The organism is Dechloromonas sp. ARDL1, assembly GCF_051122455.1.
GTDB lineage: Bacteria > Pseudomonadota > Gammaproteobacteria > Burkholderiales > Rhodocyclaceae > Azonexus.
Map to the genome: position 1 here is coordinate 1,725,234 of NZ_CP168939.1, position 24,480 is coordinate 1,749,713.

At 54.6% G+C, this 24,480-nt stretch carries 26 protein-coding genes, 1 tRNA gene and 1 pseudogene; 10 read left to right on the forward strand and 18 right to left on the reverse strand.

Features of this window, described 5'->3' with window-relative positions:
• Nucleotides 1-84 precede the first annotated feature (84 nt).
• The 6 genes from AB6Q56_RS08545 to AB6Q56_RS08570 form a co-directional block, all read right to left on the reverse strand.
• Nucleotides 85-1,098: a DnaJ C-terminal domain-containing protein gene (locus AB6Q56_RS08545; protein WP_434516633.1), complete on the reverse strand. Its 1,014-nt coding sequence runs from the start codon at nucleotides 1,096-1,098 to the stop codon at nucleotides 85-87.
• A gap of 76 nt (nucleotides 1,099-1,174) precedes the next feature.
• Nucleotides 1,175-1,711 (reverse strand): dTDP-4-dehydrorhamnose 3,5-epimerase, encoded by a 537-nt coding sequence (gene rfbC, locus AB6Q56_RS08550; RefSeq protein ID WP_434516634.1) that lies wholly within the window; start codon nucleotides 1,709-1,711, stop codon nucleotides 1,175-1,177.
• Nucleotides 1,711-2,589 carry a glucose-1-phosphate thymidylyltransferase RfbA gene (gene rfbA, locus AB6Q56_RS08555; protein WP_434516635.1) on the reverse strand — a complete coding sequence of 293 codons (879 nt, stop codon included), beginning with the start codon at nucleotides 2,587-2,589 and terminating at the stop codon, nucleotides 1,711-1,713. Before rfbA ends, rfbC begins: the two co-directional genes overlap by 1 nt.
• Before the next feature lie 24 nt (nucleotides 2,590-2,613).
• Entirely contained in the window at nucleotides 2,614-3,675 is a 1,062-nt protein-coding gene (gene rfbB / locus AB6Q56_RS08560) for a dTDP-glucose 4,6-dehydratase (protein WP_434516636.1), read from the reverse strand.
• A gap of 48 nt (nucleotides 3,676-3,723) precedes the next feature.
• Nucleotides 3,724-4,368, reverse strand: a complete 645-nt coding sequence (locus tag AB6Q56_RS08565) for a YceH family protein (protein ID WP_434516637.1) — start codon at nucleotides 4,366-4,368, stop codon at nucleotides 3,724-3,726.
• Nucleotides 4,365-5,015 carry a 3'-5' exonuclease gene (locus AB6Q56_RS08570; protein ID WP_434516638.1) on the reverse strand — a complete coding sequence of 217 codons (651 nt, stop codon included), beginning with the start codon at nucleotides 5,013-5,015 and terminating at the stop codon, nucleotides 4,365-4,367. The genes AB6Q56_RS08565 and AB6Q56_RS08570 overlap by 4 nt, the downstream gene beginning before the upstream one ends.
• Nucleotides 5,016-5,342: 327 nt before the next feature.
• Between AB6Q56_RS08570 and AB6Q56_RS08575 the strand changes: the two genes are divergently transcribed.
• Complete coding sequence (locus AB6Q56_RS08575) at nucleotides 5,343-5,609, forward strand: GIY-YIG nuclease family protein (protein ID WP_434516639.1); 267 nt, start codon at nucleotides 5,343-5,345, stop codon at nucleotides 5,607-5,609.
• Nucleotides 5,610-5,863: 254 nt separating this feature from the next.
• Here the strand turns inward: AB6Q56_RS08575 and AB6Q56_RS08580 are convergent, their stop codons facing one another.
• Entirely contained in the window at nucleotides 5,864-6,274 is a 411-nt protein-coding gene (locus AB6Q56_RS08580) for a bacteriohemerythrin (RefSeq protein ID WP_434516640.1), read from the reverse strand.
• Nucleotides 6,275-6,383: 109 nt separating this feature from the next.
• On the opposite strand from AB6Q56_RS08580, the gene AB6Q56_RS08585 reads away from it, so the two are divergent.
• Entirely contained in the window at nucleotides 6,384-6,647 is a 264-nt protein-coding gene (locus tag AB6Q56_RS08585) for a helix-turn-helix domain-containing protein (protein WP_434516641.1), read from the forward strand.
• Nucleotides 6,648-6,704: 57 nt separating this feature from the next.
• Here the strand turns inward: AB6Q56_RS08585 and AB6Q56_RS08590 are convergent, their stop codons facing one another.
• The gene (locus AB6Q56_RS08590) at nucleotides 6,705-7,061 is read right to left on the reverse strand and encodes an H-NS family nucleoid-associated regulatory protein (protein ID WP_434516642.1); all 357 of its coding nucleotides are present in this window, start codon (nucleotides 7,059-7,061) and stop codon (nucleotides 6,705-6,707) included.
• Nucleotides 7,062-7,611: 550 nt separating this feature from the next.
• Here AB6Q56_RS08590 and AB6Q56_RS08595 point away from each other — a divergent pair.
• From AB6Q56_RS08595 to AB6Q56_RS08610, 4 genes are all read left to right on the forward strand, one after another.
• Nucleotides 7,612-7,971, forward strand: a complete 360-nt coding sequence (locus tag AB6Q56_RS08595; RefSeq protein ID WP_434516643.1) for a plasmid mobilization protein — start codon at nucleotides 7,612-7,614, stop codon at nucleotides 7,969-7,971.
• On the forward strand, nucleotides 7,968-9,713 hold the full coding sequence (locus tag AB6Q56_RS08600) for a relaxase/mobilization nuclease domain-containing protein (RefSeq protein WP_434516644.1): 1,746 nt from the start codon (nucleotides 7,968-7,970) through the stop codon (nucleotides 9,711-9,713). Before AB6Q56_RS08595 ends, AB6Q56_RS08600 begins: the two co-directional genes overlap by 4 nt.
• A complete protein-coding gene (locus AB6Q56_RS08605; RefSeq protein WP_434516645.1) occupies nucleotides 9,710-9,877 on the forward strand; it encodes a hypothetical protein in 168 nt (55 codons plus the stop codon). The genes AB6Q56_RS08600 and AB6Q56_RS08605 overlap by 4 nt, the downstream gene beginning before the upstream one ends.
• A gap of 572 nt (nucleotides 9,878-10,449) precedes the next feature.
• Nucleotides 10,450-11,754 (forward strand): hypothetical protein, encoded by a 1,305-nt coding sequence (locus AB6Q56_RS08610; protein WP_434516646.1) that lies wholly within the window; start codon nucleotides 10,450-10,452, stop codon nucleotides 11,752-11,754.
• 49 nt (nucleotides 11,755-11,803) lie between these two features.
• Here the strand turns inward: AB6Q56_RS08610 and AB6Q56_RS08615 are convergent, their stop codons facing one another.
• From AB6Q56_RS08615 to AB6Q56_RS08635, 5 genes and pseudogenes are all read right to left on the reverse strand, one after another.
• Nucleotides 11,804-13,213, reverse strand: a complete 1,410-nt coding sequence (locus tag AB6Q56_RS08615; RefSeq protein ID WP_434517145.1) for a site-specific integrase — start codon at nucleotides 13,211-13,213, stop codon at nucleotides 11,804-11,806.
• 69 nt (nucleotides 13,214-13,282) lie between these two features.
• Nucleotides 13,283-13,447: pseudogene (locus AB6Q56_RS08620) on the reverse strand (hypothetical protein); the annotation flags it as partial.
• A 70-nt stretch (nucleotides 13,448-13,517) separates the two neighbouring features.
• A tRNA-Ser gene (locus tag AB6Q56_RS08625) sits at nucleotides 13,518-13,610 on the reverse strand.
• A 49-nt stretch (nucleotides 13,611-13,659) separates the two neighbouring features.
• Nucleotides 13,660-14,880: an aspartate kinase gene (locus AB6Q56_RS08630; RefSeq protein ID WP_434516647.1), complete on the reverse strand. Its 1,221-nt coding sequence runs from the start codon at nucleotides 14,878-14,880 to the stop codon at nucleotides 13,660-13,662.
• Between the two features lie 83 nt (nucleotides 14,881-14,963).
• The gene (locus AB6Q56_RS08635; RefSeq protein WP_434516648.1) at nucleotides 14,964-15,890 is read right to left on the reverse strand and encodes a histone deacetylase family protein; all 927 of its coding nucleotides are present in this window, start codon (nucleotides 15,888-15,890) and stop codon (nucleotides 14,964-14,966) included.
• A gap of 120 nt (nucleotides 15,891-16,010) precedes the next feature.
• Here AB6Q56_RS08635 and AB6Q56_RS08640 point away from each other — a divergent pair, with 120 nt between their 5' ends.
• From AB6Q56_RS08640 to mltB, 4 genes are read left to right on the forward strand one after another with little or no spacing between them, the layout of a single operon-like run.
• Nucleotides 16,011-16,958: an AAA family ATPase gene (locus tag AB6Q56_RS08640; RefSeq protein ID WP_434517146.1), complete on the forward strand. Its 948-nt coding sequence runs from the start codon at nucleotides 16,011-16,013 to the stop codon at nucleotides 16,956-16,958.
• Nucleotides 16,959-16,961: 3 nt separating this feature from the next.
• Nucleotides 16,962-17,915: a DUF58 domain-containing protein gene (locus AB6Q56_RS08645; protein WP_434516649.1), complete on the forward strand. Its 954-nt coding sequence runs from the start codon at nucleotides 16,962-16,964 to the stop codon at nucleotides 17,913-17,915.
• Nucleotides 17,912-19,852: a transglutaminase TgpA family protein gene (locus AB6Q56_RS08650; RefSeq protein WP_434516650.1), complete on the forward strand. Its 1,941-nt coding sequence runs from the start codon at nucleotides 17,912-17,914 to the stop codon at nucleotides 19,850-19,852. The genes AB6Q56_RS08645 and AB6Q56_RS08650 overlap by 4 nt, the downstream gene beginning before the upstream one ends.
• Nucleotides 19,849-20,895 carry a lytic murein transglycosylase B gene (mltB, locus tag AB6Q56_RS08655; protein ID WP_434516651.1) on the forward strand — a complete coding sequence of 349 codons (1,047 nt, stop codon included), beginning with the start codon at nucleotides 19,849-19,851 and terminating at the stop codon, nucleotides 20,893-20,895. The genes AB6Q56_RS08650 and mltB overlap by 4 nt, the downstream gene beginning before the upstream one ends.
• Here mltB and rpoS read toward each other — a convergent pair.
• The 5 genes from rpoS to AB6Q56_RS08680 all read right to left on the reverse strand — a co-directional run bounded on the left by rpoS (nucleotide 20,858) and on the right by AB6Q56_RS08680 (nucleotide 24,421).
• Entirely contained in the window at nucleotides 20,858-21,787 is a 930-nt protein-coding gene (gene rpoS, locus AB6Q56_RS08660) for an RNA polymerase sigma factor RpoS (RefSeq protein ID WP_434516652.1), read from the reverse strand. The genes mltB and rpoS overlap by 38 nt on opposite strands.
• Nucleotides 21,784-22,446 (reverse strand): peptidoglycan DD-metalloendopeptidase family protein, encoded by a 663-nt coding sequence (locus AB6Q56_RS08665; protein ID WP_434516653.1) that lies wholly within the window; start codon nucleotides 22,444-22,446, stop codon nucleotides 21,784-21,786. Before AB6Q56_RS08665 ends, rpoS begins: the two co-directional genes overlap by 4 nt.
• A 254-nt stretch (nucleotides 22,447-22,700) precedes the next feature.
• A complete protein-coding gene (locus AB6Q56_RS08670) occupies nucleotides 22,701-23,306 on the reverse strand; it encodes a protein-L-isoaspartate(D-aspartate) O-methyltransferase (protein WP_434516654.1) in 606 nt (201 codons plus the stop codon).
• A gap of 53 nt (nucleotides 23,307-23,359) precedes the next feature.
• The gene (surE, locus tag AB6Q56_RS08675; RefSeq protein ID WP_434516655.1) at nucleotides 23,360-24,100 is read right to left on the reverse strand and encodes a 5'/3'-nucleotidase SurE; all 741 of its coding nucleotides are present in this window, start codon (nucleotides 24,098-24,100) and stop codon (nucleotides 23,360-23,362) included.
• Nucleotides 24,101-24,103: 3 nt separating this feature from the next.
• Nucleotides 24,104-24,421 (reverse strand): H-NS family nucleoid-associated regulatory protein, encoded by a 318-nt coding sequence (locus AB6Q56_RS08680; RefSeq protein ID WP_434516656.1) that lies wholly within the window; start codon nucleotides 24,419-24,421, stop codon nucleotides 24,104-24,106.
• Between the last annotated feature and the right edge of the window lie 59 nt (nucleotides 24,422-24,480).

The window sequence follows — 24,480 nt, forward strand, 5'->3', positions numbered from 1 at the left end:
CACCCCGGTCCGTCACGCACTATAGCGGGAAAGCCGCGAGGGGCATCCCCGGGAAAACCAGTAGCCCTGTCACTTCCGCTCTATTCAGCCCTGTGCCTGTCGCCAGGCGTGGATTTCCGGCAAGGCGTTTTCGGCATCATCAAGCAGCGCGGAATCGGCCTGAAGCAGCAGTTTGCGCTGCCGGACGCTCAATTGCCGAGGGAAAACCGGTATCAGTTCGACCAGCAAATCCCCCGCCTTGTGCTTCCCTCGCCCCGGGTAGCCCCTGCCTGAGATTCGCAACTGGCGAGGCTCTGCCAACCCGGCCTCCAATGAATAATCGAAAACGCCAGTCAGGGAAGGCAATTCAATCGTACTCCCCGCCATCATGCTCAAGGCGCTGACCGGCATGGCGAATTGCAGATCACGGCCATTCAAACGGTAGAGCAGGTGAGTGCGAATGATGAGCGTCAGGTAGAGATCACCCGCCTGCTGCGCCTCGTCTCCTGGCTCGCCCTGCCCTACCAGGCGCAATTCGTCACCCGGCAGCATGCCCGCCGGAATCGTGATTTCCAGGCTGACATCGTCGGCATCGCGGCCACTACCACCGCACGCTGGGCAGATACGCTCGGTGAACAGTCCACGCCCGTTACACTCGCCACAGCGAACAAGAACCCGATCTGCGTCGTGTACGCGACCGCTGCCGTGGCAGGCAGCACAAAATCGGGTTTTGGACACTCCCGCCTCACCACTACCATCGCACGTCGCACAAGGCCTGCCGCGCGAATAATGCACCGGTTTGCGGCAACCGGCCGCCGCCTCCTCAAGGCTGACCTCGATATTCAGGCGGATATCCGCCGCCCGGGCAACCGCCGGCTCCTGGACGTCCTCATGCTCGCGGGTGTCTTCGTCGACGACCTCCGGATTGTCCGCCGCTATCAGTTGCTCATACGCCGCATTGATTTCCTTGAATCGCTCGGTTGCCGCAGGATCGGCATTGCGATCCGGATGCCAGCGCATGGCCAGCCGTCGGTAGGCACGTTTCCAGTCGTCGGGAGCTGAATCCCGCGCCACGCCAAGAATATCGAAGGGGTCGACTTCCATCAGCGATGGGCTCATACGGAAATCAAGAAGGGATATTGCACGGCAACCAACGTACGACGATATTCGATAGATTCAATCACGGACAGCCAACTCACACCGCATCGCGAAACGAAATGCCCTGCTGATCCTTGGCCGACAGCTGCGGCTGCCCCTCCAGCGGCCATGCGATAGCGAGGTCGGGGTCGTTCCAGGCGATACAGCGCTCATGTTCGGGCGCATAGAAATCGGTTGTCTTGTACAAAAACTCGGCGACATCCGAGAGCACCAGAAATCCGTGCGCCAGCCCCGGTGGCACCCATATCTGCCGCTTGTTTTCGGCTGAGAGCCGCTGCCCGACCCATCGACCGTAGGTTGCCGAGCCCTTGCGAATATCGACCACGACATCAAAGACTTCACCCAAGGCAACGCGAACCAATTTCCCCTGCGGCTGCTCGACCTGATAATGAAGGCCGCGCAAGACGTTGCTCAGGGAGCGTGAATGATTGTCCTGGACGAAATGCGGCTTGACGCCTGTTGCCTCGAAAAAGGCCTTCTCGTTATAACTCTCGAAGAAAAAGCCGCGCTCGTCGCCGAAGACTTTCGGCTCCAGCAGCAACACATCGGGAATAGCCGTCAGGGTCGCACGCATCAGAAGACGCGCTCCCGCAGGAGCGACACCAGATACTGGCCGTAGGGATTCTTGAGCATCGGTTGCGCCAGCTTATCCAGTTGCCCAGCATCAATCCATCCCTTGCGATAGGCAATTTCTTCCGGACAGGCCACCTTCAAACCCTGCCGTTTCTCGATGGTCGCGATGAATTGCCCTGCTTCCAGCAGGCTCTCGTGCGTACCGGTATCCAGCCAGGCATGGCCGCGCCCCATGACCTGCACCGTCAATTGCCGGCGCTCCAGATAGACCCGATTCACGTCGGTAATCTCGAATTCGCCGCGCGCGGACGGTTGCAGGTTACGGGCGATATCGAGCACCTGGTTGTCATAGAAATAAAGCCCGGTCACCGCATAGTTGGATTTCGGATTGCTTGGCTTTTCTTCCAGGGTAAGCGCCCGCCCGGCCGCGTCAAATTCCACGACGCCGTAGCGCTCCGGATCCTGCACATGGTAGACGAAGACCGTTGCCCCTTTTTGCTGGGCACAGGCCGCCTCGACGTCGTGGGCAAATTCGTGACCGTAGAAAATATTGTCGCCGAGCACCAGCGCACAATTGTCGCGACCGATGAAATCCCGGCCGATGACGAATGCCTGGGCGATGCCATCGGGGGAGGCCTGAACGGCATACGTCAGGTTCAGGCCCCACTGGCTGCCATCGCCGAGCAATTGCTCAAAACGAGGCACATCCTGCGGAGTCGAAATAACTAGAATATCCCGTATCCCCGCCAGCATCAGGGTACTCAACGGGTAATAGATCATCGGCTTGTCGTGAATCGGCAGCAACTGCTTGGAAACGGCCAAGGTCACCGGATACAGACGAGTACCGGATCCCCCGGCGAGGATGATGCCTTTACGCATGCTTTTCCTTAACTGACGCACAACTCACGAAGCATATTGCTGAACAATCCAGTCGCGATAGGCACCACTGGTGACATTGGCGACCCATTCCTGATTCCCAAGATACCACTGCACCGTCTTGCGAATCCCGCTCGCGAAGGTTTCCTGTGGACGCCAGCCCAGTTCGCGCTCGATCTTGCCGGCATCGATGGCATATCGATGGTCGTGTCCGGGACGATCCGCCACATAGACAATCTGACTGGCGTATGAGGTACCCTCGTGACGCGGATTCAGTTCATCCAGCAGTTCACACACCAGGCGCACGACATCGAGATTGGCCTGCTCATTCCAGCCGCCGACATTATAGGTTGCGCCAACCGCACCTGCTTCGAGCACACGGCGAATGGCGCTGCAATGATCCTTGACGTAAAGCCAGTCCCGAATCTGCTGGCCATCGCCGTAGATGGGCAAAGCCTTGCCTGCCAGGGCGTTGTGAATGACCAAGGGGATAAGCTTTTCCGGAAAATGGAACGGCCCGTAATTGTTCGAGCAATTGGTCGTCAACACCGGAAGACCGTAAGTATGATGGTAGGCCCTGACCAGATGATCACTTGCAGCCTTGCTCGCCGAATACGGACTGTTCGGCTTGTAGCGATTGGACTCCGTGAATGCCGGTGCGTCCGCCGCCAGCGACCCATAAACCTCATCTGTCGAGACATGCAGGAAGCGGAAAGCCTCGCGCCCATGGTTCGCCAAGCCGCTCCAATAGGCCCTGACCGCCTCCAGGAGGCGAAATGTGCCGACGATATTCGTCTGGATGAAATCTTCCGGACCATGGATGCTGCGATCGACATGGGACTCGGCGGCAAAATTCACGACGGCCCTGGGCTGGTGCTCCGCCAGCAAACGAGCGATCAGGTCCGAATCCGCAATATCGCCGCGCACGAAGACATGGCGCTCGTCTCCAGCGAGCGAGCTCAGGTTTTGCAGGTTTCCGGCATAGGTCAGCTTGTCCACATTGACGACCCACTCGCCGCTGCCGGCCAACCAGTCGAGAACGAAATTGCTGCCGATGAATCCGGCTCCGCCGGTTACCAGAATGGTCATGTCGCTAGTCAGGTGTGGAATTTCGGGAATTATCGTTCAGCTACGCCCCTACTGCCCAGCCCTCCCCTGTACCAAGCTACGCAGTTCCGCCACCTCGGCCTCCAGCGCAGCGACGCGTGCGCGTAGTTCGTCCATGTCGCCCGCCGATCCCACAACCGCCCTGTCGGCCGCCTGCAGCGTTTCGCCGCTCCCCTGCCCGCTGAGCAAATGCATCCAGCGATTTTCGCGCGCACCGGGCAAGCGAGGCAGCAAAACGACCAAGGCGCCCTCGGCGCGACCCGCCAGTTCGTTCAGGAACGCCTCGACCGACGAAATATCGGCAAAGCGATGCAGGCGCTCGCAATTCAGGCGCAGTTCTCCGGCCGTCTGCGGACCGCGCAGCATCAATACGGCGAGCAAGGCGGAAGCCTGGGTGGGCACGCCCAGCACCTTTTCCAGCAGATGCTCGAAACGGCTGACCCGGCTGCCGCTGACCTCGCGCACCAGGCCATGATCTTTCAGGGCATCCAGCGCCACGAGTATCTCGGCCTCGGTTGCGTCGATGACCGGATTCCGGCTGGTTTTCTGGTTGCAGCCGGACTGCAGGGCATTGACCGAAAGCGGGTAGGTGTCGGGCACGGTCCTCTGTTTCTCCAGCAAGGTTCCGAGAATGCGGGTTTCAAGCAGGGTGAGTTCGGGCAGTGAATCGATCATGAATATTCCTGAGTATTACCGGGATGCGTTGAGACCGCTCTGTTACGAGACATGTCGCGCAACCAGGCATGGTAGATTTTCAAGGCCACCCGGGCGTCGTTGGCGGCATACAGCATCTGGCGCTCGTCGAGATGTCGGTTGGCCCAGTTGCTGGTACCCACCCTTTTCGACTTGATCAACTTCTCCCCAAAGTAATGTGCCACTGCAACCTTGGCGCCCACGGTTCCGCGATGCCCGGGACCGCGCAACACCTCACCGAGATCGACTACGCGATTCAATTCGATCCCCAGGCGCGATTTCAGCGCGCTGCGATCGTTGCCCAAGCCGAAACCGACCTTGATGACATCCCCGCTTTCCAGCACGTCCTTCAAGGCCGCGTGATTCGCCTCGCACCAAACGGGAAAGAGATAAACCTGCGACTCGACAGCCAGTTGCACCAAATGCGGGCCGGTGGACACCTCGCCTTTGCGGAAGGTCGGCTTCGACTCGGTATCGAAACCGACCACCGGTGCGGCCAGCAGTATGGAACGCGCAGACCAGGCCGCCTCGGGACAATCGACCGTGGTGATTTCGGCCATGGAAACCCCGCGGTAGAACGGCAGTTCGCTGTCGGCAATTTGACGACGATTGAGTACCACGCCGCTCATCGCATGACTTCCTGGCGATGCTCGTTCGACGCTCCTGAATGCATCGCTGTATCCTTCGCAATTTGAACAGACGCCAGTGTATGGGATCACACCGCCAACCCGGAATTTTTGCACGATTTTTCACACGGCTTTTCCGCAAATCGCCAGCATTCGACGAATACGGTCGCGCCAGGAAGCTGATCGCGGCAATCGATCGGGGCGGCATTCCACTCAACACCGCCAAAATCAACGCGATTGCCCGTGACCTAGGCTTGGAGGTCTCAATCAGGGCGGAGCCCGACAAAACGCTTCAACGTATCCGGGACGCCTTGGCCCGAGCTCCGGCCCATGACTAGCAAAATCTGGTTTCTCTACATCATCGAATGCACGGATGGCAGCCTCTATACCGGCATCGCCGTTGATGTCGAAGCACGCTACACCGCCCACTGCAACGGCACCGGCGCCCGCTACACCCGGTCGCACCCGCCGGCCCGACTGCTTGGCTTCGAGCCCCACCCCGACCGCTCCTCGGCGTCGAAGGCCGAATACCGAATCAAACGGCTGAGCCCGGCGGAAAAACGGAAATACGCGGCGACGCTTCAGGGCAAACCCTAGAAACAAAAAAGCGCCCCAAAGGGCGCTTGATTGCATTTACTGGCAGGAATCCAACAATTTGTTGGCGGAGACGGAGGGATTCAGGCCGTCTCTACCACCCCTTGCAAAAACCCTTATTTTTCAGAATCTTACAAGTTCGATAGCACTATAAAACACCAAGTTTGGCGCACCACTTTGGCTCACTTTTTGGCACACCGCTGTACGAACAAACAGCATTCTACAGCAATTCCTCCCCCTGGTAGCCCGAATGGCTATCAGTTGGCTGAGCGTAGGAGATGTTCCTTATATTTCATGTCTGATTCCAGAATGTGCTTTGGCCACCAATCGGACATGAAAAGGGATGTTCCCTGAATGTCATACTGACCAAAGGCAGCATCAGCAATAATACCAACGAGCTTTTCCTCATAGGCCAGATGCTCTACCTTCTGGTCTTCAAGTCCTACATACCCACATCTAGCCAGAATGCGCTCTTCTGTCTTAAAGTGTTCCCAAACATATCTCGCAAGTTCGTCTAGAAGTTCGTGAAACCGCGAAATCTTTGCTTGACCCTGCATCTCGCAGCATTCCTCCAAGGCCGCACAAACAGCCAGCAACTTCTTATGCTGCTCATCAAGAGTCGAATTGCCGACACTGAAAGCGGGATTCCATTGAGTCTTCTGAGGCATAGCTACATTCTGTTTTGATATTTGGGGTGCATTGTAGCACTGGAGCATTGGATGATGCAAAAATAACCCACACTGGGATATTCTATAGTGGGTTATTAGCCTGTGGAGGATGCCAACCTCACTCCACAGTCCGCAATATGAAATTTTTCGTCGTCTGATTGTTCAGGCGAGGCGGGATGCTGGCCTGACACAAACGGAAGTTGCGCTGAGATTGCGAAAACCTCAAAGCTTCATTTCAAAGCTAGAGAGAGGTGAGCGCAGGATTGATGTACCGGAGTTTGTCGAAATTGCTGAAGCAATGGGTATAGATGCCGCAATGTTCATCAATACCTATACCCAAGAAAAGAACGACCGACAAACAAGACTCCCCTAGTCTTATCAATATTGTCGGCCATCCTCCCCCACCCAAGACTAACTGCGGCACTTCCGTTTATTTCGGATTAATCAAGCAGTCCTCAATCTTTCCACCCGCCGCCAGATATTCCTGAACCCAGACCGGCTTTTTGTTCTTGGCACCAAGACCAGTCCAAGTCTCATTCGGATTGTTTGGGTTCCGATACTTAGCGGGCTTAGGTGCGGTACGACCATCCGGCTTATCTACAGCTTTTGATGCCTTCTTCTTTGGTGCGGCTACCTTAAAACCACACTCTTCAGCAGTAAGACCAAAGTCCTTAATCAATTCGAGAACAGATGCGATAGCCGCAGGTTTTTCATTTACAAGAGCGGTTTTAATCGCGTCATCTAATTGTGCGCGGTCTTTGATTAGTTCCTTGTAAGTCTTAGACATCCTACACACTCCCTCAATAGAAAGTTAATCCGTAAGCACTCTACACCGCATACGAGATTGTTGCAACACAGATACTGACGCGCTGCACTTGTCTGGTTCCTGTTTGTTTGCAAGCAAGCCAAACACGAACCCAACATACATTAAACCTCTGGCTAGTGTGCCTTTCTGAGTGTAGTCAGTTTAACAATCCGAACCACACAAAGCCTAATTACACTAGCTAACCTAGGCGGCGAATACATATATAGCGCCTATCTTTTTCTTATCCCAATCATCAACATTAGGTTAGGTTAAATATATTTCGCTAATTTATTGAATTACTGACTACATTTTGATATATTAAATTCATTAAGTATGTTAATGCATTTATGTTTAACCTATGGATGTTACGAAATTGGTTTTTATCTATTTATACGAGATAGGCACCAATAGGAACTGACTACAATCGCTGCGCTCATTTCGTCAGTCCCTAGCGCCCCCATCTCGCTAACGCTCCACGGGTCCCCCTGATGCTTCGCATACTTAAAACAAAAATAAAACGGAGACCAGAAAAATGACTACACAAATAGCAAAGAAAGAACAGAACGCTAATTACTACCAGAAGAAAAAAAGCCATGTAGTCAGTATTAGACTAACTGAAAGTACAATGGCTAGATTTAAGGAATTAGAAGAAGAATCAAACCTCGGTAAAAGCCAACTAGTTCGAGCAATTTTGGCTAAAGCAGAAATCAAAAAACCTAATCCAAAAGTGACAGATGATGTGTTGCGGGAACTATCCGCAATCGGAAATAACATCAATCAGTTGGCTAAAGCTGCGAATATCGCAACCGAATCAGGAGTTACATTAAGTGGCTTGGGTTTGAGATTGCAAGAAATGAAAGACCAGTTAGCAGAACTCAAGGCTAAATTATGATAACCAATGTACGCCGCGTTGAATCATCGGGCGACATACAGCGTTATGTTAGATACACCATTGCGCCAGATAAAGACAAAAAGAATAAACATTACATTCATGGCGAACGAACCTTGTCTATTGAATCTGATTACATTGATGCTGGCCTAGATGTTGAGAGGAACCGTACCTCCCACGACGTAACAGACCAATTAATGCAATGGAATGAAGAAAAACGAGCAGGTAAAAAACAACCTGCCAGCCCTGCAATGGCTGGTGTTATCTCATTTGGCTCTTCTGATACAGCAAAGTTCATGAGTACCGACAAAGATGGGAATGAATACCTTGACCATCAAAAAATTATTAAAGTTGCTCGTGAAGCTGTCGGTGAAACAATGGGCTATGACCGTCCAATGTATTTTGCATTACATGGCGACAAGAAACACCTTCATGTCCACTTTGTAGCCAGCATGGTAGATAGCCACGGAAAAATATGGGATGGCTCAACAATGACTAATGAAGAAGGCAAGAAGGTTAAAGTTCGAGACTTTCGCCAGTGGGAACTAACTAATGAACAATTAGAAATTAAACACGGTCTAGAACGAGTCACACACCGTAAAGCAATGGAACACGAAGGCGAGCATAGACAATCTCAAATTAAACGCCCTAGTAATGCTGTAGTTCATTTAGCCAACAAAGGAGAGATTGCACCTAGTCTAGACCTTGCAGGCCGTCTAGAACTCGCATATACCCAATGTAATAAGCGGTTTGATAGGTTCATAGAACTTACAGAGCAATACGGAATTAGGGTTAAACCCAATATGAGCGCATCGAAAGTAAATGGCCTGTCATTCTCAATAGATGGAATGGACAGTTTTACCAAAGCATCAGACTTGGGAAATAGATACAAATGGACTAAATTACAAAAGGAATTGAATTATGAGCACGAAAGAGACTTTACAAAACTTGAAGAACTCAAAGATAGAGCAAGTACAACAAGAGAAAGCAATATCGGAACTATCATATCAGTTGAAGAGATTGAACGACTCTCTAGAATCTCTACCGGAATTGATGAAGCAGCAGCAAGCCTTAGACTTGCAACCAATATTAGACCGGCAGCAATTGACAATGAAGAAATTGGACAAGTTAATAGCCCAGAGCACAAATCCCCCACCGCCTTTGACAGTACCAGCTTACAAGAATCCAGTTCTATTAATGAACATCGTGATTATAGTAATCTTGAGCCTGTCTCTGTTCCTGACACTGGGTCACAATTCGAGCCAACAAAATCAACTAAACTCAACGATAGCAAAAATGGAGCAGTTGAACAGAAACGAAGAAACGAACAATCAGTGGTTGCAGTCGATTCACAAGAAACTGAAGTAGCAAGTCGTAGAGAGCGCACCTTGCGGGGTTTTATGTCTAAGGGCTTCACTCGTGAACAATCCGAAGAGATGTTTGACCAGGAGCAAGCTCGACACCGAAAACTTGTGGTTCAATCAGAGAAGCCACATGCTGAAACATGGACACCAGACAAAGGACTTAATGAGCGTCTTGCGGCTGCATCTAGTAAAAATGAGCCTGATGATTCTATGGATGACCCTGCTGGCCGTCTCAAACAAGCATCAAAGAATGCTGGCTATGATTATGAATCTGGAACAGGTAAATTCTTAAAACAAAAAGGCTATAACAGTGAAACTGGCAAACCTGAAAAAGGTAAAGGCGGTTCTGGTTCTGGAAATGATGATTGTAATTGTCAATGAAAACTAGAATTGAAAAGGCCTATCGCAAGGCCGCAGTCAAAGCATTGATACACGAAGAAGAGAAGCTAGGATTAACCGAGCTAATAGATGCTACTGCAAAAACCATGAAGAGTGAAAAGCCAAAGCCTTCTCTACCTTGCAATAATAAAAATAGCAAAAAATAGGAATGTTATTTTACTAACACCCCTATCTATGCCTTTCAATCCCCACGTGTGGGGCAACTGACAAATACAACAATACACCAATTAGATTGATACATCAAGTTAATTAGAATCACAACCCCATTTTATTTATGTGTCAAATACATTAAGGGGGACCCGCCCGGATGGGTGGGGGGCGTCAGCCCTAGGTAATAATTGTATTAGCGGGAAAAAACACCGTCAGAAACACAACCCAAAGATAGCAGCCGCAACGGTTTCCGAGATTTTCAAAAAAATAAAAATCATCTATAAATACTTATATAATTAATTAATAGATAGATTTACATAAAACTATAGGCGTAAAAAAACCGGAGTATTTAGCCCCGGTTTTGTTGACTATATCAATCTAATATAGTAATGTAATCGGAGTAATTCAAATTAGCAGTTTGAATTACTCAAGACTGATAGCACCCAACCAATGCCTCAATCTCTTTCAAGTACTTATTTTACACAATAGTTAAAAATAGTCAAGTAAAGCTAGCTTAAATTAGTTGGTAAAAGTTCCTCAGTTTTGTAATTTAACGAGGACTCAACCAATGAACTACAGAACAGCAACAAGACAGCACAAAGCCGCAAGACTACTAAATAAGCATTACAGAGCTACCAAAGAAAACATTTTAGGCGATGGCTTAAAGCTATGCAGACGCGCAAAAGCTCACAATAGTAGCAACCCAGACACCGCATATATTGAAGTCAATAAGAAAGATGGCCGCACAGTAGCTAAGATGTGCGATGTTGCCCACTGCGGCAATGCTCACCTTTGCGCTCATTGCTCCGGTGTAAAAGCAGCCCATATGCGCGACTGGCTTACTCAAGTATTCTTGCCCGAGATTGATAGACGCAATATACATATTGCACTTCTAACACTTACAGCCCACCATAAACGCGATATAGATTGGTCCATCTTTGTAGCCAATTTCTATCTTGCTCTAGATGACTTCAGGCAATCAATAAAATATAACCTTTCTGCATTAGGAAGCCTTGGGCGCATTAGAACTATGGAATCGCCGGTAGGTTCCAACGGCTTGCATATCCATATCCACGACCTGATTACATATACACCCGGTACAAATATAGATGGCTTTCTAGAGGTCGCATTAGAGAAATGGAAGGCTTCATTAAAGAAATTTGGCTTGAAGTGCAATAGTCATGGTGTTGATTTACGGAAAAATGGCGAGTTTGATGCAAGATATATTGCAAAAGAAATTGCCGCAGAAGTAGCCGCATACGACACCAAGACAGACAGCAAGAGCGACTTAAAGACACTATTTCAATTATTGGACGACAGTAAGCGCGGCAATACTCTAGCCGGAAATGACTGGATTAGAGCAGCCAAGGCCATCCAAGGGCGTGATAAATGGAATGTAGGCCTGTTAGCTACAAAGCTAGGCATACCCTGCCCTACAAGCTGGCAGAAGCCTACAGAACTCGGTGCAGAAGAAGATAAGCCCAACCGTATCGAGTACCCTCAAGTACATCACATGGTAGCCACAGCGCCAACCAATGAACGCGCAGGCTTGGCTTTTCTATTGCGTGCAGCCGTTAGCGAATCAACACACCCCGGCAGTGTCAAACGCATGGCTTTGCGTATGTGTGACGAAACAATTAAATCTAATATAGATTTAATTAAACGCAAGCACGCCAAGAAGCTGGCGCATAAATTAAAAGAAGCATCAACAGAAAAAGAACAAGATAAACTTGTATCTACTCAGACTTCAAAATGTAATTTTGAAATAGAAGAGTTCAACGCAAAGATTCATGCCTACATGAACCCCGCGCCTATCGTTCAGGCTCAAGTGCCGCTACCTATAGTAGAAGACGACCTAGATTTTAATAGTTAATATCGCTAGCCAGTGGAACAATCCATGTGTAACACTGGCTAGTCAACAGTTAAAGACTAGGCAACTTCAAAGCAGGCTCCCAAGCCTTATGAGTCAATCCGAAATCAACTTTTTTGACTTCTTCATATAGTTGCATATAAGGACGGTCTTCAATTTGCTTTCCGTATGCTTGGACATTCATCGAATCATTTGCATGGCCTAACAAAAACTCGCGCAACTCTTGCGATGTTCCAAGCTTCATTAAACGCCCGTTAAATGTACTTCGGAAGCTATGGAAGACCTTCTTACGCTCAACCCATATACCGAGTCGTTTGGTTACTTCTGCAAAATTTCTAGATACGTTGCGACCGTATCCACCAACATCAGAATAATTCAATTCAGGAAACAAACGCTTTTCGCCTTGTTCTTTCTGATGTTCTACAAACTTCAAAAATCCAACCTCAATCAATTTCGGATGAATTGGAACCAATCTACGACTAGCAGCCGTTTTTAATGACTTAATTGGCTTATCATCTGGAGTCGCCACAGGTTCATCATCATCCACATCATCATCCAAGTCCATGATGCTGATACATTGGATACCACCAACCTGTTTTATGTCTGACACTAGAAGCTGTGCTATTTCGTTAGCCCGAGCGCCGGTATATAGAGCAATTAGCGGCGTCCAGAACTTGAAGCCATCTGCCGGATAGTTCTCACGCTCAAAAATCTTTTTTAGCTCCGCATCCACCCACGGTTGATAACCATCCTTAGACTTATCGCGCTTCTTATCTTTCTTTTCAGTCGGCAACAATATATCAAGTTGCTCTGACAACTTCTTACGCTTGTACGACCAAGTAAGGAAAGTCTTTACCATACGCATCTTCTTAAATGCGTTTTCCCTACTCTGAGTTGGAAGCCCGGCATTTAATGCTTGCTTTGCATCCTCTAGACCTTTCATTGAGCCGTAGTTCTTCGGGAACTTGAACATAGCGCTTGTGTATGTCTGTATATGTTGCTCTTCAAGTTCAGACGCTTGAATATCCCATATATCTTGTTCTAAACCATCCTTATTTGTAATTGTCCGCTTCGATTTAGATACAAGTTCTCGAAAATCACGCAACAACGGCCTATAAGTTTGCTGCCAAGTGTTCTCCGTCCATTCGTTTGTAGCTAACTTTTCATCGGCATACGCTTGAATTAGTTCAGACAACCAAATACCACCGGCTTTCTGTGACTTGGCTTCTATCCGTAGCTCCCGCATTTCCGAATCACTAGGAACGACCACAGACCGCTGCAAAGAGTTGGCATCTACCGGAAGTTGTCCAGTTGCTTGCAATAGCTGGATGTACTCTTTGACCTTTTCCGCAGTGTCACCCTCTTCAAACTTATATTGGATGCTACCGTCAGCACCACGCTCAACAAGAAATTGCCCGTTGTAGTTGTCTCTCGGGTTCATAGCTTCAATCGCTTGAGTCATTAGAAGCCGGAAGTCTAATGCGAGCTTCCTAGAACGCACAACAGCATCGCGCAAATCGCGCGTATTGAGACTTTTCCGGATTTCCGTAGGGAGACTAGGGCAAGCCCGTTTTAACGCAGTGGGGGTGGCAAAGCGTGCGTAATAGATGCCATGACGGCTTTTGGAAAGGTACGACGGAACCCGAAGGTTTGACATGTTCGGCTCACTTTCTGGATCACCACTTTGGATCACCATCGAACATGTAAGACTAGAAAAGCAAAAAGCCCTTAAAAATCAAGGGCTTTTGCTTTTTCGCTGCAGGCTCTGGCGGAGACGGAGGGATTCGAACCCTCGATGCAGTTTTTGGCCGCATGCTCCCTTAGCAGGGGAGTGCCTTCGACCTCTCGGCCACGTCTCCTTACCAGTGAGGCGCGGATGATATAGGCTCCGCGCCCTTTGGTCAAACCTTACTGATCCAGACCGAAGGTGCGGTGCAGGACGCGCACGGCCAGTTCAAGATATTTTTCGTCGATGACGACGGAAATCTTGATCTCGGAGGTCGAAATCATCTGGATGTTGATGCCTTCGTCAGCCAGCGCCTTGAACATCTTGGAGGCGACGCCCGGATGCGAACGCATGCCGACGCCCACCGCCGAGACCTTGCAAATTTTGTTGTCACCGGTGATTTCACGCGCACCCAGCTTAGCCTTGGTGGCTTCGAGGATGCCCTGTGCCTTGGCGAAGTCGCCGCGATTGACGGTAAAGGAGAAGTCGGTGGTTCCGTCGTGGCCGACATTCTGGATGATCATGTCGACGTCGATATTGGCGTCGGCAATGGCGCCGAGAATCTGATAGGCAATGCCCGGGGTGTCCGGAACGCCGAGCATGGTCAGCTTGGCTTCGTCGCGATTGAAGGCGATACCGGAGATAATCGGTTGTTCCATGTTCTTGTCTTCCTCAACAGTGATCAGCGTGCCTTCCCCTTCGTCCTGGAAGCTGGAAAGAACACGCAGTTTGACCTTGTACTTGCCGGCAAATTCGACCGAGCGGATCTGCAGTACCTTGGAGCCGAGGCTGGCCATTTCCAGCATCTCCTCGAAGGTGATGGTGTCGAGCTTCTTGGCTTCCGGCACGACACGCGGGTCGGTGGTGTAAACGCCATCGACGTCGGTGTAAATCTGGCATTCGTCCGCCTTCAGGGCAGCCGCCAGTGCAACACCGGAGGTATCGGAACCACCACGGCCGAGCGTGGTAACGTTGCCGTCGGCATCGACCCCCTGGAAGCCGGCGACGACAACAACCTTACCTTCGTCGAGGTCGCGACGCATGTTGCTTTCGTCGATCGACAGGATGCGTGCCTTGGTAAAGGTGTTGTCAGTCAGAACCTTGACCTGGCCACCGGTGTAGCTGCGTGCCGGAACGCCGATGCTCTTGAGCGCCATCGACAGCAGGCCGATGGTGACCTGTTCGCCGGTGGCGCAGATCTGATCCAGCTCGCGGGGGTCGGGATTGGCCTGAACTTCCTTGGCCAGCGCGATCAGCTTGTTGGTTTCGCCGCTCATTGCGGAAACGACCACCACGACCTGGTGGCCCTGCGCGTGGAACTTGGCTACGCGCTTGGCGACGTTCTTGATGCGCTCGGGGTTGCCGACCGACGTGCCGCCGTATTTTTGAACAATCAACGCCATGGATTTATCCGGTTAAACGTTGCAAACATGAAAAAGAGGCTGGATTTTAACCCAGCCTGCCCTTTTCCTAAAGGATTAAGCGCTTACAGATCGGCCAGCGAACGCAGATGCGCGCCAACGCTACGGGCCAGGGAGGTCATCACGTAGCCGCCTTCGAGCATGGCAACGATACGCTTGTCGCACATTTCGGCCGCCAGCATCTTCAGGTGATCGGTCACCCAGGCATAGTCTTTCTCGAACAGCTTGAGTCCGCCCATGTCGTCCTCGTAATGGGCGTCGAAACCGGCTGAAATGAGGATCATCTGCGGCTTGAATTCGCGCAGGCGCGGCGTCCATACCTGCATGACGGCATCGCGGAATTCCTCGCCGCCGCTACCTGCCGCCAGCGGCACGTTGCACATGTTGGCGGCGGGCTTGTCGGTCCCGCTGTAGGGGTAGAACGGGTGCTGGAAAATACTGCACATCAATATCCGTTCGTCACCGGCAAAGCAGTCCTCAGTACCGTTACCATGGTGTACGTCGAAGTCGATGATGGCGACACGCTCCAGACCATGGGCCTTGATGGCATGCATCGCCGCGACGCCGATGTTGTTGAAGAAGCAGAAGCCCATGGGTGTGGACTTTTCGCAATGGTGACCCGGCGGGCGAACCGCACAGAAGGCATTCTCGATCTCGCCTTTCATGACGAGGTCGACAGCGTGGCACCCAGCCCCGGCAGAACGCAGTGCAGCTTGCCAGGTGTGCGGATTCATGGCGGTATCGGGGTCGAGATGGACGACGCCCATTTCCGGAGAAGCACGCTTGATGCGTTCCAGATGGGAAGCCGGGTGGACGCGTAGCAGTTGTTCGAAGGTGGCCAGCGGTGCGTCGTAGTAAACGAAGTAGGCATCAATCCCCTGAGCAATCAGGTGATCATTGATGGCGGTGAGACGTTGCGGGCATTCCGGGTGATGCGATCCCATGTCGTGCAACTGGCAGTCGCGATGGGTGATGAAGGCAGTGGTCGTCACTTGTTCTCTCTCTGCGAACCGGCGCACAAAAAGGCGCACGTCGAAATGCCATTATCGTCCCAATATATCGGCCGCTTCAAGCATTAGAATCGCGTAACGCTGCAACGACGGACATCGATGATGCTAAAAAGCAAACTTTCGGCACTTGCCGGACCTCCCCAGCCTTTCGACCAGATCCTGAGCGAAGCCGGACAGATCATTCTCGGCAAGCACACCGAGATCAGGTTGGCGGTCGCCTGCCTGCTCGCCGGCGGCCATTTGCTGATCGAGGATCTGCCCGGCATGGGCAAGACGACACTGGCCCATGCCCTGGCCCACCTGCTCGGGCTGCAGTTTTCGCGCATCCAGTTCACCAGCGACCTGTTGCCCGCCGACATCACCGGGGTTTCGATCTTCGAGCGCGACAAAAGCGAATTCCGCTTCCTGCCCGGCCCCGTTTTCGCGCAACTGGTGCTCGCTGATGAAATCAACCGTGCCACGCCGAAAACCCAGAGCGCGCTGCTCGAAGCCATGGAAGAAGGCCAGGTCACGGCCGAAGGGCAGACCCGCCCGCTGCCGCAGCCGTTCTTCGTCATCGCCACGCAGAACCCGGCGCACCAGATCGGTACATTCCCCTTGCCCGAATCCCAACTCGACCGCTTCCTGATGCGTATCGAACTGGGCTACCCGGACCCGAGTGCCGAGAGAGCCTTGCTCGCCGCCGGCGGGCAGCGCAACCGGGCAGACACGCTGAGCAGCCGGATTTCACCGACCGAACTACCCGCCGTCCGACAGGCGGTTGCCCAAGTCCATGCCGCCCCCCCGCTCATCGATTACGTTCAGGCGCTGGTTGATGCGACACGTCACGACCCGGCTTTCCAGCACGGCCTGTCGCCCCGCGCCGGGCTCGCGTTGCTCTCGGCCGCCCGTGCCTGGGCCTGGCTGGACGGCCGGGAAATGGTCATCCCGGACGATGTGCAGGCCGTCCTGCCGGCCGTGGCACGCCATCGCCTGCGCACGACACAGACCGGCGGCCACGCGCAGACGGAGGACATCACCCGCCTGATCCGCAGCGTCGCGATTCCCTGATCCGTGAAAATCGGCCCGTATCTGAAGCAGCTTCTTTTCCGCTGGAAGAGCGACGGCACGGGGCCGCTGCGACTCGGGCAGCGACGCATTTATATCCTTCCTTCGCGCGGCGGCTTGCTCTTCGCACTGGCCTTGGTCGTCATGCTGCTCGGTGCCATCAACTACAACCTTGCGCTGGGCCATGCGCTGGTCTTCCTGCTGGCCGGGCTGGGCATCGTCGGCATGATCCACACGTTTCGCAACCTGTTCGGCCTGATCATCGCACCAGGACGCTGCGACCCCGTATTCGCCGGCGAAACGGCCTTTTTCCAGCTTTCGCTCGATAATGACCGGCAGAGCCCACGTCTGGCGCTTGAACTCGCCGCCGACGTCGACCTGCCGGTCAGCGCAGCCGTTGCAAGCCTGGGCAAGACCCGGGTTCGCGTACCGCTGCCTGCACATCGGCGAGGCTGGCTGACCTTGCCGCCGGTACGCCTGACAACCCGGTATCCGCTCGGCTTGTTTACAGCCTGGTCTTACCTTCAGCCCGAGATGCGTTGCCTGGTCTACCCCCAACCCGTCACGGCCCCCATGCCGACGGCGAGCGCCAGCCAGCGCGGCGACAATCTGCACGGCGACGGCGGACATGAGGACTTCTCGGGCTTCCGCGAAAGGCAGCCCGCTGATTCGCCGCGCCACGTTGCATGGAAAGCCAGCGCCCGCCATGCCGGCGAAGGGCCGCTGCTGATCAAGGAATTTGCCGGTGGCATGCAAAGCGAGCAGGTTTTCGACTGGCAAAACACCGCCCCGGGGCTCTCCGACGAAGTACGCCTCGGCATACTCGCCGGATGGATACTCGCCGCCGAGGCTGCCGGCAACCCCTACGGCCTGCGCCTCCCCAATCTCTCCTTGCCACCTGAGCGTGGCGACCGGCACTGCCGACGTTGCCTCGAAGCGCTGGCCCTGTTTCCAGCATGAGCACACGCGCCGACCAAGCTCTCGAACGCCAGGCAAGCCCCTGGCTATTTGCCAGCGCCGTGGCCACCGCCGCACCGCATGTTTCGCACCAAGCCTACTGGCTGAGCGCGATCAGCCTGCTTTTGCTGCTCTGGGCGGTACGCTTGTGGTGGAAAGACGAGCGCCTGCCCGGTCGCTGGCTGCTGATCCTACTGGTAGTCGCCGGCTGCGCTGGCATCCTGATCGAGTTCCGCACCTTGTTCGGACGCGATGCCGGCGTCGCCATGCTGGTGGTTTTCATGGCAATGAAACTGCTCGAACTGAAGTCACGACGAGATGCCATGGTCGTCGTCGTGCTCGGTTATTTCCTGCTGCTCACACATTACCTCTACTCCCAGAACATTCCGACGGGCATCTGGCTGCTGTTCGCGCTCTGGCTGCTGACGACCACCCTGATCCGCCTGCATGGCGGGCCATCGAACACGGGCGGCGCAAGCCTGCGTTACGCGGCCAGGCTGTGCCTGCAAGCGATCCCGTTCATGCTGGTGCTCTATCTGTTATTCCCCCGCATATCCGGCCCGCTGTGGGGGCTGCCATCGGATGCGCACGCCGGCATGACCGGCCTCTCCGACAGCATGTCGCCGGGCAGCATTTCCCGCTTGGCGCAGAGCGCCGACATCGCATTCCGCGCCCGCTTCATCGATGCGTCGCCTGCCAAGCACAAGCTCTATTGGCGCGGCCCGGTTCTGGAGAATTTCGACGGCACGACCTGGCGGCCGCACACCGGACAAGGCGCCGCGGCAACGCTGGACAGGATGTCGCCTCCGGTCCGCTACGAACTGACGCTGGAAGCACACAACCAGCGCTGGATACTGGCCCTCGACGCGCCAGTCAGCCTGCCCGAGGGCATCTTCCTGAATGCCGCCCTCGCTGCCACCCAGCGCCAGCCAGTGACCGAGCGGCAACGTTTCGCGCTCGCCGCCAGTCTCGACTATCGTTTCAATGCCGACGAGGACCCGCGAACGCTGCAGCGCAACCTCAGCATCCCGGCGCAAGCGAACCCGAAAACCCGTGCCCTGGCGCTCGGCTGGCGGCAAACCGGTCTCCGTCCTGAGGAGATCATCCGCAAGGCGCAAGACCTTTTCGCGGCCGAATTCACCTACACCCTGCAACCGCCGCTCCTCGGCTCGAACGGGATCGACGAGTTCCTGTTCGTGACCCGACGCGGTTTCTGCGAGCACTATGCCGGCGCTTTTGTCTTTCTGATGCGGGCGGCGGGCATCCCGGCCCGCGTCGTCACCGGCTATCAGGGCGGGGAACTCAATCCGCTCGACGGCCACTTGGTCGTCCGGCAATCCGACGCCCATGCCTGGGCCGAAGTCTGGCTGGAAGGGCGCGGATGGTTGCGCGTCGACCCGACCGCCTCGGTCTCCCCCGCCCGCATTGAAACCGGCATCGTCGACGCCCTGGCCTTCGGCGAACCCCTGCCCGCCCTTGTGCAACTGCGCGCCGACTGGCTGCGCAACCTGCGTTACCGCTGGGAAGCCGTCAACAACGCCTGGAATCAGCACGTCCTGGGCTACGACCCGCAACGCCAGCGCGAATTGCTGTCCCGCCTCGGCCTCCCGGACACTGACTGGCGCAGTCTGGCAACGCTGATGGGCATCGTCTGCGGCATACTGCTCGCTGCCACGACTGCGTGGACGCTCTATCAACGACCGAGAATAGATCCGGCCCTCCGGCTTTGGCACAAAGCCCTGCGCCAACTCGCCAGAAGACAGGTACACTGCGCGCCCTGGGAAACGCCGATGGCATTGGCGCAGCGCGTGCGGGAACAACACCCTGAGCTGGGCGAAGCTTTCCAGAATGTCGTCGATGCCTACCTTCGGGTCCGCTACGGCGACGCCAACGACAACCTAACCCCATTGCGCGATGCCGTCGCGCGATTTGAACAATGAATCTCAAGCTCAAAAACACCCTGGCCACACTGCTCCTCATATCGACCGCACTGTATGGTCACGCCGGCGCGCAGACCACCAGCTTTGCCGATGAACCGGCGGTCGTCGACTTTGCCCGCGATCTGGAACAACGGCACGGTTTCAATGCCGACACCCTGCTCTCCCAATTCGCCCAGATCCGTCCGAACGCCAAGGTACTGCAACTGATCAAGCCGCCCAGTTCGCCGCTGCAACGCTCATGGGAGCGCTACCGCCCGCGCTTTCTGAATGATCGCCGCATTGATGGCGGCGTGCGTTTCTGGCAAGAAAACGAGGGGCAACTCGTCAAGGCCAGCGCCTTGTATGGCGTGCCGCCCGAGATCATCGTTGCGATCATCGGCGTCGAAACCGAATACGGCCGCAATACCGGCGGCTTTCGCGTTCTCGAAGCACTGGCGACCCTCGCTTTCAAATACCCGCCCCGCGCCGAGTTTTTCCGCACCGAACTCGAACAATTCCTTCTCCTATCGCGGGAAAACGCCCTCGACCCGCTCGCCGTAAAGGGTTCCTTCGCCGGCGCCATCGGCATCCCGCAGTTCATGCCGGGCAGCCAACGCCGCTATGCGGTCGACTTCGACGGCGACCAGCGCGTCGACCTCAGCAACAGCGTCGACGATGCCATCGGCAGCGTCGCCCGTTTTCTGGAACAACACGGCTGGCAGGCCGGACAGACAATCGCCGTGTCCGCCGCAACGAATGGCACGCCTGATCCGTCGCTGCTCCAGGCCGGCATTCGTCCGAGCCTGAAGGCTGCGGAACTGGCTGCCAAAGGCATCCGTGCCGAAACCGACCCGCAAGCCACCGTCGCCCTGATCGATCTGGTCTCGCCAAACAAGGAAACCGAATACTGGCTGGGTTTCGAGAACTTCTACGTCATCACCCGCTACAACCGCTCGAGCTTCTATGCGATGTCGGTATTCCAGCTGGCCGAAGAGATTCGCAACCGGCTGTGCACCCAGCTTCCGGCTACAGCAGAGAATCGCGGGAGATATTGCCGCGCTTGATGATCTTGCGCAGACGATCCAGCCCCTCGATCTGAATCTGACGAACCCGCTCGCGGGTCAGGCCGAGGTCGGTGGCAATGGCGTCCAGCGTCGCCACGTCGGCGCCGTTAAGACCATAGCGGCGCTCGATAACCGAGCGCTGGCGTTCGGATAGCTGCGCCAACCAGTCATCGACCAGCAAACCGATTTCGCTTTCCTGCAGCAGGGATTCCGGATCGGCACCGCCTTCGTCGGCGATGTTCTCGCCGATCGTATGGTTGGGATCGATTTCCAGCGGCGCATCGAGCGATGCAATGTGTTCGTTGAGCGACAGGATACGGCGCACATCGTCGACCGGCCGGTCGATCAGCGCAGCAATACGCTCCACAGTCGAATCGCGCTTGTCCTCCGATTCCAGATGCCGCATGGCACGGAGTACAACGTTGATTTCCTTGACGATATGAACCGGCAGGCGGATAGTCCGCGACTGGTTCATGATGCCGCGTTCGATATTCTGGCGTATCCACCAGGTCGCATAGGTCGAGAACCTGAAACCACGCTCCGGATCGAATTTCTCCAGGGCGTGGATCAAGCCGAGGTTGCCCTCCTCGACCAGATCAAGCAAAGGAATACCGCGATTCAGGTAATGCTTGGCAATATTCACCACCAGCCGCAGGTTGTGCTCGATCATGCGCTGGCGGGCAGAAAAGTCGCCCTGACGTACCAAGCGTGACGTCGCCAGTTCCTCTTCCGGCGTCAGCAAGGGCTTGGCGCCGATTTCCGACAGATAAAGCTGCGTCACATCCTCGAGCAGCTCGATTTCCGGGGTGACAGGTTCAGGTTCCGGCGGCAGCAGGGATTCATCGGGTTGCCCCTCGAAATCATCCCCGATGTCGTCGCCGGTCTCGCTCATCGTTTCGGGAGATAGACCGAAGGATCGACCGGTTTGCCCTGCTTGCGGATTTCAAAGTGAAGCTTCACCGAGTCGGCATCGGTATTGCCCATTTCCGCGATTTTCTGGCCCCGGGTAACCTGCTGCCCTTCCTTGACCAGTATCTTGCGATTGTGGGCATAGGCCGACAGGAAGGTCGCATTGTGCTTGACGATCACCAACTCGCCGAACCCCCGCAAACCACTTCCGGCATAGACCACCTTGCCGTCACCAGCGGCAAGCACCGGATCGCCAGCCTTACCGGAGAAATCCAGACCCTTGTTGCCGGATTCGCTGTACTGTGCAGTCACCTTGGCCGTGCTCGGCCACGCCCAGGCAACGTCGTCAGGCCCGGAGGGCGAGGCCGGCGCGGGAGCCGGCGGCGGCACCTCGGGTTTCGTTTCCGGCTTGACTTCGACCGGCTTAGCAGCCTCGGCCTGCTTGTTCAGTCGTGCATAGGCTTCGTCCGAATAGGGCTCCTTGCCGACACGAGGCTCCCGCTTCAACGAGCCCGAAGTGGCCGCCACCTGCGGCGCCGGCTGATCCAGCGATCGCGCCTCGACACCGGAAACCGTGGCAATCGGCTTGCTCACAGCCCCATCGGTCGGCTCGGCAGCCCCCGGCGGAATGACCCTGAGCACCTGCCCTTCCTTGATTGAGGAAGGATTGGCAATATTGTTCCAAGCTGCGATGTCACGGTGATCCTGCCCATTGTCGAGCGCGATACGGTATAGCGTATCCCCACGCTTGACAGTGTAGTAGCCTGGACCAACCGGCTGAGCCTGCGCTGATGTGCGGGGTGATGTGCTTCCCGCCCGATCCACAGTGGGGGCCGGCTGCTGGGATAGACAACCGGTCAGTAATACAGTCGGAATAATTGCAGCGAAAAAACGAATCATTGTGTTCCTGACAAAAGCGGGACGAAGCGCACGGCATCGAGGCGGGTTTCGATATAGCCCTGCGCCGTATGCTCAATGAAACTAAGATACTGCTCACCAGCCCCCACTGGCAAGACCAGACGTCCGCCAGGCGCCAATTGCTGCAACAGCGCAGGCGGCACCTGAACACCGGCGGCGGCAACAATGATGCTGTCGAACGGCCCGGCCTCGGGTAATCCAAACTGTCCATCGGCATGCTTGAGGCGAACATTGAATTGCTGCAAGGTTCGCATGTGGGCTTTTGCCTTCTCCAGCAACGGCCCCAAGCGTTCGACAGCATAGACCTCGTTCGTCAACTGCGCCAGCACAGCGGCCTGATAACCACAACCGGCACCGATCTCCAGCGCCTTGCCCAAAGTATTCCTGCCATTGAGCAAGAGCTCGATCATCCGGGCTACAACGTATGGCTGGGAGATCGTCTGCCCCATGCCGAGCGGCAAGGCCGTATCTTCATATGCCCGCGAAGCCAAGGCCTCCTCCACGAAAACATGGCGTGGCACCGCTGCCATGGCTTTCAGGACAGCCTCGTTGCGGATACCTTTCTCGCGCAGCCGTTCGATCATACGCGCTCTAGTACGCTGTGAAGTCATGCCAATGCCGTGCAACACCGTATGCCTCACTCCATCCACTGAACAAGAGCTGGCAATTGCGCGGAATGCGTCAGGTCGATCTGCAAGGGCGTGATCGACACACAACCACGCTCGACTGCATTGAAATCCGTTCCCGGCCCGGCATCGGCTGCAGCGCCTGCCGCACCGATCCAGTAAAGCGTCTCGTTGCGCGGAGAAACCGTTTTAACAACTGGCTCAGCCTTGTGACGCCGCCCGAGGCGCGTCACTTCCATTCCCTTCAATTCCGAATATGGAATATCCGGAACATTGACATTCAGCAAGACGGGCTCTTGCATCGGCTGGCGAATAAAACGCTCAACCAATTGCCGTGCCACCAATCCGGCCGATGCAAAATTCCTGCCATCGAAACTGGTCAAAGAAATGGCAATCGAGGGAATACCCAACAAATACCCCTCGGTGGCGGCAGCGACTGTTCCGGAATAAATCGTATCGTCCCCCATGTTGGCGCCATTATTAATTCCGGAAACGATGATATCCGGCAAGCTATCCAGCATCCCGGTTACTGCCAAATGCACACAATCAGTCGGCGTGCCATTCACAAAATGAAAACCGTTGGCCGCCTTTTTCAAAAACAGCGGCCTGTCCAGCGTCAACGAGTTGCTGGCACCACTACGATTCTGCTCCGGAGCAACCACCACCACATCGCCCAAGTCACCCAAGGCATCGGCTAGGGCGCTAAGCCCCGGCGCGAAATAGCCGTCATCGTTACTCAGCAGAATGCGCATAAATCAAACCAGAAGATTTTCCATGGTTTTACCGGACTCCAACCAGGCCTCGACCCATTTCGGCTTGCGACCACGACCGGTCCATTCCAGTTCGGCATTCTCGGGGTGGCGGTATTTAACCTTGACCTTGCCTCCAGAAATAGCTTTAGGCTTGACTTCCTTGGCCAACAATTCCTCAATCGCATAACCACGGGCTTTGGCGAAAGCACGCAATTCATTCAGGACACTCACTTTTTCCTGAGCTTCACGACGTTTAATTTCAGCCGGAATCTGCTGCAGTAAGTCGCGCAATTGGGAAACGCTCAAATTGGACAAATCCATGATTACCTCCTTAATAAAATTGTGGTGATAATTTAATTTGTCTAAATGATTTTTTCAAC